Genomic DNA, 14,915 nt, shown 5'->3' on the forward strand with positions numbered 1-14,915 from the left:
ATGGACGAAGTGTCAAATCAAATACCTCCCATTTTGACACAATGACCTTTTGTCGAGGGACATATAATATTTGGATAATACTGGATGACCTGGACATCCTAATATTGGGTGACCAAGTCATCCAGTATTTTACATATAGGAGGGTTCTGATGAGCAATCAAAAGAAGGATATTCAGCCGAAGCAGCACCAGGATCGACAGCCGGGTTTCGAACATGAAATGAATCCGCTTCCGGAATATGTGGATCCAAACTATAAAGGAAGTGATAAGTTAAAGGGAAAAGTCGCTGTAATCACTGGAGGGGACAGTGGAATTGGGCGTGCAGTAAGCTTGTACTTCGCTAAGGAAGGAGCGGACGTTGCTGTTTTATACCTCAACGAACAGAAAGATGCTGAGAAGACGAAACAGTTGATCGAAGCGGAAGGTCGCACATGCCGCCTATATAATGGAGAGATCGGAAGTGCAGCGTTCTGTGAAGAAACTGTTCAGCGTATCAAAACAGACTTCGGAAAGATTGATGTGCTCGTAAACAATGCAGCGATGCAATTCCCACAAAAAGACATCACTGCTATCACGAATCAGCAGCTTGAGAAGACCTTTCGCGTGAATTTCTTTTCTTATGTATATATGGCTAAAGCGATTATCCCTCACCTACAAAAAGGAAGCACCATCATTAACACCTCTTCGGTTACCGCTTATGAGGGGAACGAGCAATTGATAGACTATTCTTCAACCAAAGGTGCCATTACCACATTCACGCGTTCTCTCGCCAAGTCCTTAGTAAGTAAAGGCATCCGTGTGAACGGCGTCGCACCTGGACCAGTTTGGACACCATTGATCCCTGCAAGTTTCGATAAACAAAAAGTGGCGGAATTCGGTTCTACGAATCCAATGGGGCGTCCGGGACAACCGTATGAGCTCGCTCCTGCTTATGTCTATTTAGCAAGTAATGATTCCAGCTACGTGACTGGTCAAATGATCCACGTAAATGGTGGCATACCTGTAAATGGGTAACATATGATCAACAACAAAAACAAGCGGTCCCTCCACCTTAAGAAGATGGAGGACCGCTTGTTTCTTCTATTCTATTGTTTGCCGAACGTAAATGGTTATTCCCAATCTACTTCTATTTTTTCTCCTTCTGCCAACGAGTTACCTTCCTCATCCAAAACATCACTGGTCTTAATCACCACAGTCTCTAATTCTTCCCAATCATGTTCGAGGACGAATCCCATTTGTCCTACTCGTGTTTCGCCTGGTTCGTACTCTCCTTTTAGCTTTTCCAAATAGAAGTCGTCATTGAACCCCAACTCCTCTCCTGTATTCGTCTTCAAGACTTCCACAGGCGCTAAGTTCACTTTCTGATCTCCAGTATTTTTTATAGCCACGGTAAACTTGATATAATTAAAATTGGTTTCATTGTGAGTAAATGCATGAAAATAATCCACCAAGTCAGGCGACGGAGAGTAATTGAGTACTTTTACATCCTTTACCACCATTTGGACCGGTCCCACTTCTACATACTTCTCCATCTTTTTAATAGCTTTAAGGGCTATCTGCCCATCCATATCCTCTGCCTGGTCCCCTACTTCCTTTAAATCACGATCATCAGGAGCCTGGGGGTTGTTTTTATACTTCGTTTGTTCTGGAATTTCAAATAAAGGAGGCTGATCCTCTGACTCATTCCCTTCTCCAGACACCAGGTTTGAACACCCAGTTAGGGTAATGGAAATGCTTAAACTCAACAATAGCAGCAAACGTTTCAACGTTTATCTCTCCTTTTTCTAAAAAAGCCTCCCTGTGGAAGGGAAGCTTTTTCAGTTATTGATGTACCTATTTTTTTATCTTTCCATTTTCCATCAAGTTCATGACTTTTTGACCAACTTCATGGTTATCATGCAGTCCTGCGAACTGTTGAGACTGAGGTCCATAACCGTAAACAATTACATCTTCCCCTGTATGGCCGCCGGTTGTCCAACCTGTACCGGAGCGAATATCGAAAATGTGCTCAATCGCATTATCAATCTCCGTGACTGATCCATTTTCTGCTGCATCTTTGACAGATTGAACTTCCTCGTCGGTTAATTCAAGATCGATATACTGCTCTAACGTCTCCTCAACCCCTGCACCTTCTGCAATCTCAGAAGCCATAAAGTCCGGTGTACGTTTCGCAGCTTTTAAAGGTTCAGGATTCCACTGATATTCTCCATCCCGTCCTACCGTCATTCCACCTGTAGAGTGGTCGGCTGTCGTAACAACCAATGTATTCTTATTGTTCTTTGCAAACTCAATAGCTTCTTCATAAGCAGCTTCAAAGTCCTGCATTTCACTCATCGCCGCTACCGCATCATTATCATGACCCGCCCAGTCGACCTGACTACCTTCAACCATAAGGAAGAAACCATCTTTGTCCTTGCTCAGCCTGTCCAAAGCGGAAGAAGTCATTTCCTTTAAGGAAGGAGCATCGGAAGAGCGGTCAATCATCTTGTCCATCCCTTTAGGAGCGAATAAACCAACAATTTGTTCATTAGAATCTTCCATTAGTTCCTCACGAGATTCCACATAGCTGTATCCATCATCCTGCAAATCCTTGGCCAAGTCGCGGTCTTCCCTTTTGAAATAAGAAGTACCTCCTCCAAGTATTACGTCAATCTTGTGTTCACCATTCACTTTTTCATCATAGTAATCATCAGCGATATCATTGTAATTGTGGCGAGATTCATCGTGTGAACCAAATGAAGCAGGTGTAGCGTGATTCACTTGAGATGTAGCTACAAGGCCAGTGGCTTTTCCTTTTTCCTTCGCCAACTCGAGAGTAGTTTTCACTTCATTCTTCTGCATGTCCACAGCAATGGCATTGTTATAGGTTTTAATTCCAGCTGCCATTGAGGTTGCTGCTGCAGCCGAATCCGTAATGCTCTCTTCTGTATCCCAGGAATAAGTTTCCTGCATGCCTATTAAATGCTCATCGAATGCCGTGTTTTCCGTATAAGGAGTAGCAGGATCATCCTTGAAGTAACGGTAAGCAGATGTATAGTTAGGGCCCATGCCATCCCCAATTAGAAAGATAATGTTCTCTACCTTTCCTTTTTCTTCGTTAGGTTTTGCAAGAACTTCATCGTTAATAGTAAAAGCAGAACCCCCTAGAATCAAAGATGTGGATAGAGCCACTGGCAATAATTTTTTCATATACTTTTTGCTAAACAACTTTATTCCTCCTCGTAATATGTCGATGCAGTAAGCATATTACTTGGAGTTTATGAAACATTGATTAACAAACTGTAAATCTAACGTAAATTAACAAATTAAGTCATTAGGATTAGGTCGATTGTCTGAAATTCATATGTCACCGAATAATTGGTTAAACATGATATAATAATTAAAATCTACTTAAAAAAGGGTGTGCGCTCATGACCAAAAGCTTTTGTCACTGCTTTAGTAACAAGGAAGAGATCGAACGAGGAATCGCAGATAAGTGTACATATCTCGCTTTTTGTGTCGTATCTGGTGAGCATGGAGCTGTCGAGTTCAGTTTTCGTACCAGTTATATCGACAGTGATTCGGTAGCGCCCTTCAAGAAATTTTACGACGTAAGCGAGGAGTTTGAAGAAGATAACAAGACCTCAAGAAGAATAAGAATCCACAGCAAACATCCGCTTTCCCAAAGTGATGCGGAACCAACAGAAAAGTCATTCCTACGGTCTTCTGAACGCTTTTACTCCTATAAAATCAGCCTGGATTTACATAAGCTCCAATCTTTCAAAGACAATCCGGACAATTACTTGAGAACCATACATTCAAAAAAACTGTACGATGAAATGAAGGCTGTATATAAGAACATTTTCAAGTATCCACCTGATGTATTAAAAAATGATCACTGGTTAGTCCTCGTTGATTAATCCCCTCTTCGATATTGGAGGAATTTCATAGAAAACAGAAGTACATAATGGACGGTCACACACCAGTCAAAAATGACATAGGCTATTGAGGATATAAAGTAAAGACAGGGGGAAAATGAATGTACTCCAATTTTAACCATGTCCCTTATGGTTATGGCTATCCCTATGGGTCAAATCCTTACCACCCTTATTCTCGTTATGCCTACCCTCAAACCTATGGAACCCACGCCAACTACTACGGCTATGGTAAGGCAGACAGTCCAGGGCCAGGCCACCTGGACAGAAGGCGGAGAAGTGACCAAATGTGGAATTCCATGGTCGAATAACCGATACATGACGGCTGCAGTTGGTCAAAATTCACCTTACCAATGTGGGCAGACGATCAAAGTGAAAAACATGGCCAATCAACGGGTCGTTTTAGTCACGGTCGTCGATCAAGTTCCTAACTATCCTGATAATAAAATCAATCTTCACAAAAAAAGCTTTTGAAACGTTAGGTGCGAGTGTAGATCTTGGTGTCATCAATGTAGAAATCACACCGAACCCTCAATTAGAAGAAGAAAAGTGGGGAAAATATCTTTTAGAGATCGCTCAGTCGGCCTATCCAAATTATAATGCCACAGACTATAGTAAAGTAAGCCAAACCCAGCAGAACGGTAACGTAAAGGAAGTTTACAAGTTTGTTATGGAATCCCCTCAGGAAACGATGAGCATCGAAGGAGCGGTCATCTATAATCCAGCGACAGACCGAATCATTTCTATCAACTTCAAGGAAATTTCATAAGATTCGATATTGTTAAAGAGACAGCACTCATCTGTCTCTTTTCTTTTGAGAAAATATAGAAATTTTTATAAAAAAAAGAAATGACGCAGCCTCTCCCTGGATGAGAAACTACGCCATTCCGGCACTTAGTATGGATGATTCCGATTGGGCTCGAACCAACGACCTCCACCCTGTCAAGGTGGCGCTCTCCCAGCTGAGCTACGGAATCCTATGTAGAAATTTGTCGGCTGTTTTGCTGACAAATAATAATATACTACGTAACAAATGAAGTGTCAATAAAATTTTAAGAGTTTTTTAAGTTCATGTAAAAGCCTCTTTTTATCCTTGCCATATTCGGTCATACTAAGAATCATACCCTAAACGAGGAAGTAGGTCTTTCAATGAACAAAGGAAAGGTTTGGATCAATCTCAGAGATAGTTTTTGGTTTCTCCCTACGATATACAGTATCCTTTCAATCATTGCTGTGGCGATAACCGCCCTCATTGATCAATGGGTCATATCCGAATACAAAAACAACATACCTTCTCTCTTTTTGACGAAGTCTTCGGTTGCTCAAACGTTATATGGCTCGATGGTTACCTCTATCTTAACGATGACAACCATCAGCTTTTCGACCATCATGGTTGTACTGACAACGTACACTACACAATTTTCGCCCCGTACCCTTCAGGACTTCATGAAGAGTCGTGTGACTCAACATGTGCTGGGTGTGTTTTCTTTTGGATTTATTTTTTCACTTATCAACTTGTTTCTATTAGGAAAAGAACCGGGCTTAGGGTTGGTCAGTCCCCTCTTTACGGTGGTCGTCTCCATTATTTGTTTAGCATTTTTCATCCTGTTCATTCACCATTCATCACGGTTCCTAAAAGTTAACAACTTAATTGGTTCAATAAGAAAAAGCACCTCCACACTTATCGCAAAAACATTTGAAGAAAAAAATTATCAAACAGCGACGGAATGGGATGACAACGAGCTCAAATCATTAGACCAGTCAAAAGCTCAAATCATCCAAGCTGAGAAATCCGGCTACGTTCAAAATGTCCAATACGGCTCTCTTATTAAGTGGGCAGAAGATCATACACTCATACTCGAAACGAATTTTTTAATGGGAGACTACATCCAAAAAGGAATGCCCCTCTTTTATTATTGGAGAGATTCGGATCGTGAACTTAAAAACCCTCAGGAATGTGCCGCGCTTGTTCTAATTGGGAATGAACGGATTGATACTCAGGATGTCGAATTTTCTATACAAAAGCTGGTAGAGATTGCAGTCAGAGCCATTTCACCCAGCATGAATGACCCTCATACAGCGACCAACTGTATTAACAGAATTGGGTCACTTCTTATAGAGTTGATATCGGTTTATGAACCAATCCGATACTATATTGATGCTGATGAGGACCTTCGTCTAATAGCACAGCCAAAATCCTTTGAAGAGTATCTGTATAAGAGCTTTTACCAAATAAAAATATACGGTTATCATGATATATCCGTTATGAATAGTGTCGTAGAATCTTTGTACAAAATCGCCGCTATGCACGATCAAGCGGTTCAACAAGATGTTTGGGCATTCGGAAAGACAATCATTAATGCTGTGAAAGTTGAAGAATTGGATGAACTCGATTTCAAGAGGTTCAATAACGAGGTGGAAAAATTAGCCCAAGCTTGTAACAAAGATTTCACTTTACAAAAGTCATAGAAGAACAAAGTTTTCTCTGAGCCTGACGTCAATCCATAGGATAAGATGTCCACGTATTAAAACTATATCGTACCTTAGAATATAAAAAAGAGAGCCTTCATTATAGAAGGCTCTCTTTTTATTTTAGTGATTCCGATTGGGCTCGAACCAACGACCTCCACCCTGTCAAGGTGGCGCTCTCCCAGCTGAGCTACGGAATCGTATGTAAAGTTATTCACCTGCTGACAAGAAATAATATACTACGAAACACAAACAATGTCAATAACCTCGCAATAAATTACATCTCCCAAACCGCTCTGATCGCTCCACCACCCTTGGCGATTAAACAACGAATCCCGAAACACCTGCAAATAGAGTCGTCGTAATCCTTCCAGTTAGTGAAAAAGTCTTAGGAATGTAAAAACTATTTTACCTGAAAATTCCACTTATTATCTTTTCCACTTTTTCGACAATTATATGATAAAATGAATAGTGGAACGTTTACTTGAAAAATTTAATGGGAAAGCCTAAAAGAACTTTCCATGCTGTGAGGAGGTGGTCGGAATATGAGTAGAGACGGATCCATGACAGAATACACCATTGATAGTCAATACTTACAGGAGACAATGACACTGAGGGTGTATACCCCGAAAAATTTCTCTCCATTATACAAATACCATTTCTGTATCATGCAGGATGGAAACGATTATTACTCGATGGGACGCGCGGCCACATTGAGTGATAAACTCCATAAAGAGAATAAGATTGAGAACACCATTTTCATCGGTATCCATTATAATGACAAATATGACCGCCAAGACAAATACCATCCAGACGGGAAGAAACAGGGGGAATACGTGAATTTCCTCATACGTGAAGTTGTCCCTTTCCTTGATGATGAATTGCCTGGTTACTGTATGGGGCGCGGCCGCACGCTTGTCGGTGACTCTTTAGCAGGAACACTTGCGTTGATGACAGCGGTTAAATTCCCGAATATCTTCGGTAATGTCATTATGCAGAGTCCTTATGTGGATGAACATGTGAAAGAAGTCGTGCAATCCACCAGAGACTTTTCTTCCTTGACCATTTATCACACCATTGGAATGGAAGAAACAGATGTCGAAACAACAGAAGGAGCAAGAAAGAATTTTCTTGAACCTAACCGCGAACTGCGCGAATTCTTGAATCGCCAGCCTCTTGCCTACACGTATCATGAATTAGATGGTGATCATACATGGGGAACATGGCAGAAGGATTTTGAACGTGCTTTATTGAAAATGTTTGGTAAGGAATAGCGATATATAGAAGGAAACAGGAGGGTTAGTCCAATGAGATACGGAATAGCAGTTTTTCCATCAAAAAAAGTACAGGATGTGGCGAATTCTTACCGCAAGCGGTATGATCCCCACTATGCGTTGATTCCCCCACATATCACGATGAAAGAAGCATTTGAAGCAGAAGAAGAAGAAATTGAGAATAAAATCATCCCTGAATTGAGCGAAATCGCTAAAAATACGGAGCCTTTTTCCTATGGTGTATATAAGGTGAGCTCTTTTTCTCCGGTTACAAATACGATTTACTTAAAAATCGAACCGTCCGATGAAATTTTTGAATTGAATGATAAGCTTCATGCTGGAGAACTCCCGGAGGAGAAAGATTTTGCTTTTGTTCCACATATTACAATTGCCCAGAAGCTTTCAGATGAAGAATTTTCTGATGTATATGGCAGCCTAACCATGCTGAAATTCGACTTAAATGATAAGGTCGATCGCTTCCAGTTGCTTTATCAGCTTGAAAATGGGGCTTGGAGTGTATACGAAACATTCCGCCTTGGCAAAGGGTGATGCTCCGTGGAGATCGTGAAGGTTAGAAATAAACAGCAAAAAGACGACGCTTTCTATGTGAGACGCGTCGTCTTTGTAGAGGAACAACAAGTTCCCTTGGAAATAGAAATCGATGAATTTGATGATACCGCCATCCATTTTGTTGGATATATGGAAAAACAGCCGGTCGCCGCTTCTCGACTACGCTTTGTCCAGGGGTTTGGAAAACTTGAACGGATTTGTGTCATGAAGGAATGCCGAGGTCAATCCTTCGGTAAACAGATCATCGAATCTATGGAAGAAGTCATTCGGGATTATGCATTTGACAAAGCCAAATTGAATGCCCAGACTCAGGCAGAGGCTTTTTATGAATCCCTTGGGTATGTTACCATTTCAGACCCCTTCCAAGATGCCGGTATCCCTCACGTCACGATGGTGAAAAAATTATAAAACGATGATAAAAGAAACTCCGGAATTCCGGAGTTTTTTCGTTTATCCTAAGGTCCTTTTGTCTAAAATGAAACGTATAGGCTACAGATAAGGGTCGTGAAACGCTATGGATTACTTACAAATTACTTTGGAAACACTTTTTGGTTTTTCTGCACTTTTTGTTATGACAAAATTCCTTGGAAAAACACAAATCACCCAAATTACCGCATTCGACTTCATCTCTGCTCTTGTCCTTGGGGAACTTGTCGGTAATGCTTTATACGACAAAGATGTTGGAGTCCTTAATGTCGGCTTTGCCATCTTGTTATGGACTATTCTCATCTTCACCACGGAAGTGATTACCCAAAAGTTTAAAGGAACACGTAAGATATTGGAAGGAAGTCCTTCCCTCGTCATATATAAAGGGAAAATCGATCGTGATCAACTTAAGAAGAATAAGTTGGACCTTAATCAACTTCAGCATTTATTACGCTCCAAGGATGTTTTTTCTATCCAGGAAGTTCAATACGCGGTGCTTGAGACAGACGGTACAATCTCTGTCCTTAAATCCTCCCAGTATCAAAATGTCACACGTAACGATATGAATTTAGCCCCTCAACCCGTCCCTCTCCCTCGTACCATTATCAGTGATGGGGAGATCATTTGGGACAATCTCAAAGAAGCAGGCTTTGATGAGAAGTGGCTTCATGATCAACTGAGAGCACAAAGTTTTAATGACACTGCACAAGTCATGTATGCCGAACACAAAGAAGGCGAACCGGACTTATTCATCATTGGTCTGTAATATAAAAACTCCACGTGTTGTTCATAATGCGGTCCTCCACGAGGCCCGCTTTTTTCAATCCAATCAAGTAAGCGGTGACCGCTGTTCTGAATAGCAGCCATTGGGACAAACCCTGAGCTTCAACGTTATAGTGTTCGCACATAGCCCTAACGATTACCTCATGCGCAGCTGGACCTTCTTCAGACAGGTATTGGTGCAGCCACGCGGACAGCTGCTCATGGTAATCCATGTTGTTTTGGATCGTCATGGAAGGAGAAGGCTCAAACTTACCATGCCCGGGAACTGCCCCCGAGCATGGAATTTGAGAAAGGCGGTCCAAACTGTCCAACGCCAAACTGACATCTGTCATGAAGGGAATCTTATGTTTTTTCAGTGTCTCTAAACTAAAATAACTGTCAGCTGCAAAAAGAATGTCATTGACTTTCAAGGCTAACTGATGATAACTATGACCAGGAAGGTGGTAAGCTTCCGCTCTTAACGAACCAAACCCTACCTCCCCTTCTTCCACGACCTCATCCACCCTTACAGATGGTCCTTCTAAAAATTTATTATGTAACTCTGGCAATGGATCATTTCCTCCGAATAAATAAAGAGGTTCCATCCCTGGGTTTCTTAAAATAGCTTCTTCAAACACAGGAGCGACGGTATGAACTTCGTAGTTTTCCTGAACAAACCTCGCCCCTCCATAATGATCTGCATGGGCATGGGTAATAAAAAGGTGCGTCAAAGGAAGCTCTCTTTTCTCGAGTTCCTTGAGCACCTTTTTCACGGATGAAGCATCGATTCCTGCATCGATGAGTACCCCATTCATCCCTTGATGTACATATCCAATATTGACCGTACTATGATAGTAATAACAACATTCATCCAGCTGTTGAAAAGACATATCCACGACTCCTTTAGCTTTTTCATACAGTTTCGCTAAAGTACCGCCCTTTTCCTGTCATATTGGAAAGAATCTTCTCTGTACCGCTTCTTTGAAACGAGGAATGAACACTCTTCATGGCATGGGTATTCTTCGTTATATGGAGCGTTTTCCGACCCTGGTCTTCCACACGATCTTGCTCAGGAGGGTAATTGTGCTTCAAATTGCTATCCAACGTGGCTTTGAATACTTTCTCAAGGACAAAAGGTGAACGTTCATGCTGGGTCGTTCTGATTTGATAATCCTGATACTGATAATGATTCACAGGCAGAATATATCCCATATCGACGCCTCCTTTGTTTATCTTTACCTTTTTTTCCTACTCAAAGAAACGTTCCATCTTCCCCATCTGTTTGGTCAAAAACTTTTCCATGTCTGTCATCCGCTTGGAGAAACGACGATCCCATGCCTGAAAGTCTTTTTCCCACTCATTGAATTTTTTTTCAGGCTGTTTGATGATTCCATTCATTTTCGACGTTTCTACATCAATCTCCTTTAATACTTCATATAATGATTTTTCCTTTTTATCTGTCATTGTCGATCAACCCATGTATAGATGATGGATTGTAATCCGGCAAGGGCCAGCAACAGCACCAACCACTCTCCGTACGGAACAATAATATAGAAGAAAAGCATAATTAAAGCAGACCACACACCGACACACCACTGACAACTTAACCCTTCTCCGATAAAACCTTTAGGTTCCACCCATTCTTCTTCTACGCCGTGCTCATTCTGAATCACCTTGACCTCGATAAAAGGACGGCGGATCCATTCCATAATATAATCTCTAACAATGAGACGGGTCAGACGGAAAGTAGCAAGGGCCAGCAATAGGATTTCCATCACACTTAACATCATTCTACCTCTCTCCCATGAAGAAAAAGCCACTACGATCATTGTAGTGGCTTACTCTTTATTTTCTTAAAACCAACGAAATCCCCCACGGCGATCGGAAGATTCATCCTCATGGCGGCGGTTTCTAGAACTGCTTTCGTTACTTGATTCTTCTCTACGTCGTCTCGGGCCGCCGAAAAATGGATCGACACGGTCGTCACGGTCATGACGGTCATCGCGTTGTGGCTCAATGACAACATTGTCCGCTTTAATAACGAGGTCCTTCACGTGGATGACCTTCTTTTTATCAGACATTCCATTCACTCCTTATTCGAATTCACTTTTAATCTATGGTTTTTTCCCCAGTTGGGTATAGTCTCCTGCCCATGAACAACAAAAAAAGTCCGGATTAAGAGAAAAGAGACAAATGCCCACACCGACCCAGACACATTTCATATTCTAGTAAAGACAATACGTCAATGCGTATGGAAAGGGGAAATTAGAAAATGAGCTGTGGAAAAAGATTCGATTCAGGTTCATGTGTGATTGATATCCTTAAAGATATCGTCGATGCTCAGAATGATGTCATGCACGATTGCACGACAAGCTGTGAGCGTTCAATCGCAGACCTTTTAGGTGACACTGGTGGAGGGTCCGGCTTCGACACGGTTCCTGTCATCCTTTACTGTAAAGATGGATGCACACCTTTCAAAGGCTACGGTTCAAAACGAAGCGGCGATGATTGCAAAGTGAAGGGAAGCTTCTTCTTCAGAGTTAAATCTGTAGATGATGATGGTTGTGCCATCCTTGAACTTCTTTTTGCTGAACGCCGTCATGATGATGACGACGAAGATGAGGTTGAAGGATCACGCCGTCACAAAGGCTTCGATCCAAAATCACCAGCTGACCAAAGCTGCAAAAACCTTCGCGCTTCAGGCATCTGTATCACAGTGGACTTAAACTGCTTCTGCCACGTAACATGTCTTCCGGCAGCAGCAACTCTTTAAGATTCATAAAAAACCGCGCACAGATGCGCGGTTTTTTTTAAAATTCACTAAAACCCTAGAAGTCTAATATCTTTAATGTCTTCAAATACTACCTCCCGCTGAAACGGACGTTGAAAAACTTTCATGTGCACGACACCATCTACATAATCCGTAATGTACCCCCGGTAATTTTCCTCTTCTGTCGTTACTTCACATTTCATTTTAGGCACGTGAGGGGAAAGGTTGAAGAAATATAAAACTTTTTCCTCCAGCGTCATGTCATGGAATCGTTGTCTTCGATCTCGTGGTGCATCCTTTTCCACCTTTTCTTCTGAACTAACAGCTGAAGCATCCTCATTCCTTTCGTCTCCACCCGCCTCAGGCTCTTCAGATTTGTTCAATTTAGCCAGCTCTTGACGGTGAGGGGAGTTTTGTCTGCGCATCCGTATTTCACGTTCATTCGATGGAGCTTCTGCCGGCGGCTGTTCTGTCTTCTCTTCTGCTTTAGAAGGACGCTGACTTCGAAAGCTTGTTTGCATGGGGACTTCTGCTGGTTTCAAGCCCTTAGGCTGGACAATATAAAGCATCGGCTGCTTAGCAAGTCGCTTTTCTTCTGCCATCAAGATCTCTCCTTTTCCATTCGGTCATCATTTTATGTATATGCCTAAGTCACAGACCATGTTCACTTTTGTCCTCATCTGACAAAATCTCTCATGATTTTACACAAATTTAACACAACCCGGTGATTCTTTTATCTTACGGTTGTTAAGGTAAGTGTAGACCACCGATTAGGAGTGTTTTCATGAGCCTTGCTCAACAACGAGAGCGCAAGTCCACAGAAGATGTACTCGCTTCTTACATGAATGAGGAAAAGCTTTTTATGCATTATCAACCCATCATCGACATACATAAAGAAAGCGTCATCGGTTTTGAGGCGCTGACAAGATTTCCGCCGACCACTTATTTCAAAAGCCCTGTGGAACTCTTCCAATTCGCGGATCAGACGAACCGGTTATTTCAACTTGAAAAACATACACGGGAGCTTGCCATCGACTCAATCACCGACCACTTGCAAAATGAACAGCAATTGTGGGTGAATTTAACTCCAAATGTCATTCATGACGATTCTTTCTCTCCAGGTTTCACCCATGCCGTATTAAAAAATACAAGCTTGAACCCGGACCAAATCGTCTTTGAAATCACCGAGCACTCTGCCATTTCTGATTTTCAAAGCTTCCGAAAGCTGCTGACACATTATAGGGAACAAGGATTTAAAGTAGCCATAGATGACGTAGGTGCCGGTTATTCCTCACTGCAGATGATTTCTGAATTAAAACCGGACTATATGAAAATCGATCGATCCTTGATCATCGATATCGATCAATTCCGTGAAAAACAATACATGGTAGAGGCTTTACAGCATATTGGAAAGAAGTTAGGGGCTGGAATAATTGCCGAAGGAGTGGAAACCGAGGGCGAGTGTCTTCAATTGATTCAAATGGGGATCTCCCTTATGCAGGGATATTATTTTGCAAAGCCTGGATATCCTCCTCCCCCGCTACCAAGGTCCATATCTGAACAATTGAAACAACAAAGAAATAGCAAGATGTTTCCTTTAAATATTGATAAGGGTACTACATTTTCTGAACTGATGACATGGATATCGGCTTATCAAGGAAGCTATGATCACCACTCCGCACTGATCCATGATACTAATGGAAAAAAAGTGATTCCATTAACAGAAGTGGTGCGATTTGTTACCTTCAATCATTCCAAAAAGGAAGCAACCGTATGGACACACCTTCAATCCTGGTTTAATAAATGACGAAAACCCGTTTCTACCTAAGGTAGAAACGGGTTTTCGTCTTGAAGATTGGATTAGTAAGCGACAATACTAAATCCGGAATCCACATGAATCACTTCTCCGGTCACGCCGCGAGATAGATCACTCATTAGATAATAACCGGTGTCACCGACTTCTTCTTGAGTGACAGGGCGTCCCAATGGCGCACGTTCCTCAATCACCTTAAGAATTTGATTAAAATCACCGACGCCCTTAGCGGAAAGTGTACGGATTGGCCCAGCGGAGATAGCATTCACTCGAATGTTATGTTTACCAAGATCGTTCGCTAAGTATTTAACACTTGCATCAAGGCTCGCTTTCGCTACACCCATGACGTTATAATTCTTCACAACTTGTTCCCCTCCAAGATAAGTGAGGGTTACGATACTTCCTCCATCTGTCATCAACGGTTGGGCTGCACGAGCGACCGCTGTTAGAGAATATGAGCTGATGTTGTGAGCAGTAAGGAAACCATCGCGACTTGTGTTTAAGAATTCATCCTTCAATTCTTCACGATTGGCAAATGCGATACAGTGCGCAAGGCCGTGAATCGTGCCTACATCTTTTCCAATTTGTTCAAATGTCTGAATGATCGCTTCATCGTCTGTCACGTCACATTCATAAACAAGTGACTCCTCGCCACCTTCTAGAGTATCGGCAAGATCCTGTACCGACTTCTTGAACCGCTCCGATGCAACTGTGAAAATTAAACGCGCTCCAGCCGAGTGAAGCGAACGGGCAATCCCCCAGGCAATGCTTCGTTTGTTCGCCACTCCCATGACGACATACGTACGTCCTTCTAATGAAAAGTTCATATTGAACACCCTCCTTGAGGTAGTAGAATCTAAATTAGTATTTGTTATTAGTACCTGCTCCTATTTTAAACCATAAACTTTTGAAAAACAA

20 protein-coding genes and 2 tRNA genes are annotated in these 14,915 nt (G+C 41.9%); 11 read left to right on the top strand and 11 right to left on the bottom strand.

Annotated features, from left to right (window positions below; genetic code table 11):
- Positions 1-149: 149 nt before the first annotated feature.
- Entirely contained in the window at positions 150-1,013 is an 864-nt protein-coding gene (locus tag LC065_RS18695; protein ID WP_226588177.1) for an SDR family oxidoreductase, read from the top strand.
- Positions 1,014-1,108: 95 nt separating this feature from the next.
- Here the strand turns inward: LC065_RS18695 and LC065_RS18700 are convergent, their stop codons facing one another.
- Together LC065_RS18700 and LC065_RS18705 are read right to left on the bottom strand one after the other, a co-directional pair.
- Positions 1,109-1,765 (bottom strand): hypothetical protein, encoded by a 657-nt coding sequence (locus LC065_RS18700; RefSeq protein ID WP_226588175.1) that lies wholly within the window; start codon positions 1,763-1,765, stop codon positions 1,109-1,111.
- A 67-nt stretch (positions 1,766-1,832) separates the two neighbouring features.
- Positions 1,833-3,188: an alkaline phosphatase gene (locus LC065_RS18705; RefSeq protein ID WP_306163961.1), complete on the bottom strand. Its 1,356-nt coding sequence runs from the start codon at positions 3,186-3,188 to the stop codon at positions 1,833-1,835.
- Between the two features lie 221 nt (positions 3,189-3,409).
- Here LC065_RS18705 and LC065_RS18710 point away from each other — a divergent pair, with 221 nt between their 5' ends.
- The 3 genes from LC065_RS18710 (at position 3,410) to LC065_RS18720 (ending at position 4,682) form a co-directional block, all read left to right on the top strand.
- Entirely contained in the window at positions 3,410-3,898 is a 489-nt protein-coding gene (locus tag LC065_RS18710) for a hypothetical protein (RefSeq protein ID WP_226588174.1), read from the top strand.
- Positions 3,899-4,192: 294 nt separating this feature from the next.
- On the top strand, positions 4,193-4,387 hold the full coding sequence (locus LC065_RS18715) for a hypothetical protein (protein ID WP_306163627.1): 195 nt from the start codon (positions 4,193-4,195) through the stop codon (positions 4,385-4,387).
- Positions 4,388-4,484: 97 nt separating this feature from the next.
- Positions 4,485-4,682: a DUF3889 domain-containing protein gene (locus LC065_RS18720; protein WP_306163962.1), complete on the top strand. Its 198-nt coding sequence runs from the start codon at positions 4,485-4,487 to the stop codon at positions 4,680-4,682.
- 135 nt (positions 4,683-4,817) lie between these two features.
- Here LC065_RS18720 and LC065_RS18725 read toward each other — a convergent pair.
- A tRNA-Val gene (locus LC065_RS18725) sits at positions 4,818-4,890 on the bottom strand.
- A 172-nt stretch (positions 4,891-5,062) separates the two neighbouring features.
- Between LC065_RS18725 and LC065_RS18730 the strand changes: the two genes are divergently transcribed.
- A complete protein-coding gene (locus LC065_RS18730; RefSeq protein ID WP_226588170.1) occupies positions 5,063-6,382 on the top strand; it encodes a DUF2254 domain-containing protein in 1,320 nt (439 codons plus the stop codon).
- 127 nt (positions 6,383-6,509) lie between these two features.
- Here LC065_RS18730 and LC065_RS18735 read toward each other — a convergent pair.
- Positions 6,510-6,582: transfer RNA gene (locus LC065_RS18735), tRNA-Val, on the bottom strand.
- Positions 6,583-6,927: 345 nt separating this feature from the next.
- Between LC065_RS18735 and LC065_RS18740 the strand changes: the two genes are divergently transcribed.
- The 4 genes from LC065_RS18740 (at position 6,928) to LC065_RS18755 (ending at position 9,418) form a co-directional block, all read left to right on the top strand.
- The gene (locus LC065_RS18740) at positions 6,928-7,656 is read left to right on the top strand and encodes an alpha/beta hydrolase (RefSeq protein WP_226588168.1); all 729 of its coding nucleotides are present in this window, start codon (positions 6,928-6,930) and stop codon (positions 7,654-7,656) included.
- Positions 7,657-7,689: 33 nt separating this feature from the next.
- Positions 7,690-8,205 (top strand): 2'-5' RNA ligase family protein, encoded by a 516-nt coding sequence (locus tag LC065_RS18745; RefSeq protein ID WP_226588166.1) that lies wholly within the window; start codon positions 7,690-7,692, stop codon positions 8,203-8,205.
- Between the two features lie 6 nt (positions 8,206-8,211).
- Complete coding sequence (locus LC065_RS18750; RefSeq protein WP_226588163.1) at positions 8,212-8,634, top strand: GNAT family N-acetyltransferase; 423 nt, start codon at positions 8,212-8,214, stop codon at positions 8,632-8,634.
- A gap of 106 nt (positions 8,635-8,740) precedes the next feature.
- Positions 8,741-9,418, top strand: a complete 678-nt coding sequence (locus LC065_RS18755) for a DUF421 domain-containing protein (protein WP_226588161.1) — start codon at positions 8,741-8,743, stop codon at positions 9,416-9,418.
- Here the strand turns inward: LC065_RS18755 and LC065_RS18760 are convergent.
- The 5 genes from LC065_RS18760 to LC065_RS18780 form a co-directional block, all read right to left on the bottom strand.
- A complete protein-coding gene (locus LC065_RS18760) occupies positions 9,405-10,304 on the bottom strand; it encodes an MBL fold metallo-hydrolase (RefSeq protein ID WP_226588159.1) in 900 nt (299 codons plus the stop codon). The two genes, LC065_RS18755 and LC065_RS18760, sit on opposite strands and share 14 nt — an antisense overlap.
- A 22-nt stretch (positions 10,305-10,326) precedes the next feature.
- Positions 10,327-10,626, bottom strand: coding sequence for a hypothetical protein (locus LC065_RS18765; protein ID WP_226588158.1), 300 nt, complete (start codon positions 10,624-10,626; stop codon positions 10,327-10,329).
- 36 nt (positions 10,627-10,662) lie between these two features.
- Positions 10,663-10,878: a hypothetical protein gene (locus LC065_RS18770; RefSeq protein ID WP_226588156.1), complete on the bottom strand. Its 216-nt coding sequence runs from the start codon at positions 10,876-10,878 to the stop codon at positions 10,663-10,665.
- Positions 10,875-11,204: a DUF1360 domain-containing protein gene (locus LC065_RS18775; protein ID WP_226588154.1), complete on the bottom strand. Its 330-nt coding sequence runs from the start codon at positions 11,202-11,204 to the stop codon at positions 10,875-10,877. The genes LC065_RS18770 and LC065_RS18775 overlap by 4 nt, the downstream gene beginning before the upstream one ends.
- Before the next feature lie 63 nt (positions 11,205-11,267).
- Complete coding sequence (locus tag LC065_RS18780) at positions 11,268-11,495, bottom strand: hypothetical protein (protein WP_226588152.1); 228 nt, start codon at positions 11,493-11,495, stop codon at positions 11,268-11,270.
- Positions 11,496-11,686: 191 nt separating this feature from the next.
- On the opposite strand from LC065_RS18780, the gene LC065_RS18785 reads away from it, so the two are divergent.
- Positions 11,687-12,187 (top strand): CotY/CotZ family spore coat protein, encoded by a 501-nt coding sequence (locus LC065_RS18785; protein WP_226588150.1) that lies wholly within the window; start codon positions 11,687-11,689, stop codon positions 12,185-12,187.
- Positions 12,188-12,234: 47 nt separating this feature from the next.
- On the opposite strand, the gene LC065_RS18790 is transcribed toward LC065_RS18785, so the two are convergent.
- Entirely contained in the window at positions 12,235-12,786 is a 552-nt protein-coding gene (locus LC065_RS18790) for a CotO family spore coat protein (protein WP_226588148.1), read from the bottom strand.
- A gap of 182 nt (positions 12,787-12,968) precedes the next feature.
- Between LC065_RS18790 and LC065_RS18795 the strand changes: the two genes are divergently transcribed.
- Positions 12,969-13,991 carry an EAL domain-containing protein gene (locus LC065_RS18795; protein ID WP_226588146.1) on the top strand — a complete coding sequence of 341 codons (1,023 nt, stop codon included), beginning with the start codon at positions 12,969-12,971 and terminating at the stop codon, positions 13,989-13,991.
- A 53-nt stretch (positions 13,992-14,044) separates the two neighbouring features.
- On the opposite strand, the gene fabI is transcribed toward LC065_RS18795, so the two are convergent.
- Positions 14,045-14,824, bottom strand: coding sequence for an enoyl-ACP reductase FabI (gene fabI / locus LC065_RS18800; protein WP_089653955.1), 780 nt, complete (start codon positions 14,822-14,824; stop codon positions 14,045-14,047).
- Between the last annotated feature and the right edge of the window lie 91 nt (positions 14,825-14,915).

It is taken from the genome of Halobacillus litoralis, from assembly GCF_020524085.2.
Taxonomy (GTDB): Bacteria; Bacillota; Bacilli; order Bacillales; family Halobacillaceae; genus Halobacillus; species Halobacillus litoralis_E.

Bases quoted from the DNA above. Each gene is read 5' to 3' on its own strand.
- fabI (WP_089653955.1), bottom strand. From the start codon at position 14,824: ATGAACTTTTCATTAGAAGGACGTACGTATGTCGTCATGGGAGTGGCG.
- LC065_RS18710 (WP_226588174.1), top strand. From the start codon at position 3,410: ATGACCAAAAGCTTTTGTCACTGCTTTAGTAACAAGGAAGAGATCGAA.
- LC065_RS18740 (WP_226588168.1), top strand. From the start codon at position 6,928: ATGAGTAGAGACGGATCCATGACAGAATACACCATTGATAGTCAATAC.
- LC065_RS18785 (WP_226588150.1), top strand. From the start codon at position 11,687: ATGAGCTGTGGAAAAAGATTCGATTCAGGTTCATGTGTGATTGATATC.
- LC065_RS18755 (WP_226588161.1), top strand. From the start codon at position 8,741: ATGGATTACTTACAAATTACTTTGGAAACACTTTTTGGTTTTTCTGCA.
- LC065_RS18765 (WP_226588158.1), bottom strand. From the start codon at position 10,626: ATGGGATATATTCTGCCTGTGAATCATTATCAGTATCAGGATTATCAA.
- LC065_RS18790 (WP_226588148.1), bottom strand. From the start codon at position 12,786: ATGGCAGAAGAAAAGCGACTTGCTAAGCAGCCGATGCTTTATATTGTC.
- LC065_RS18770 (WP_226588156.1), bottom strand. From the start codon at position 10,878: ATGACAGATAAAAAGGAAAAATCATTATATGAAGTATTAAAGGAGATT.
- LC065_RS18730 (WP_226588170.1), top strand. From the start codon at position 5,063: ATGAACAAAGGAAAGGTTTGGATCAATCTCAGAGATAGTTTTTGGTTT.
- LC065_RS18760 (WP_226588159.1), bottom strand. From the start codon at position 10,304: ATGTCTTTTCAACAGCTGGATGAATGTTGTTATTACTATCATAGTACG.
- LC065_RS18705 (WP_306163961.1), bottom strand. From the start codon at position 3,188: ATGAAAAAATTATTGCCAGTGGCTCTATCCACATCTTTGATTCTAGGG.
- LC065_RS18775 (WP_226588154.1), bottom strand. From the start codon at position 11,204: ATGATGTTAAGTGTGATGGAAATCCTATTGCTGGCCCTTGCTACTTTC.
- LC065_RS18795 (WP_226588146.1), top strand. From the start codon at position 12,969: ATGAGCCTTGCTCAACAACGAGAGCGCAAGTCCACAGAAGATGTACTC.
- LC065_RS18780 (WP_226588152.1), bottom strand. From the start codon at position 11,495: ATGTCTGATAAAAAGAAGGTCATCCACGTGAAGGACCTCGTTATTAAA.
- LC065_RS18745 (WP_226588166.1), top strand. From the start codon at position 7,690: ATGAGATACGGAATAGCAGTTTTTCCATCAAAAAAAGTACAGGATGTG.
- LC065_RS18695 (WP_226588177.1), top strand. From the start codon at position 150: ATGAGCAATCAAAAGAAGGATATTCAGCCGAAGCAGCACCAGGATCGA.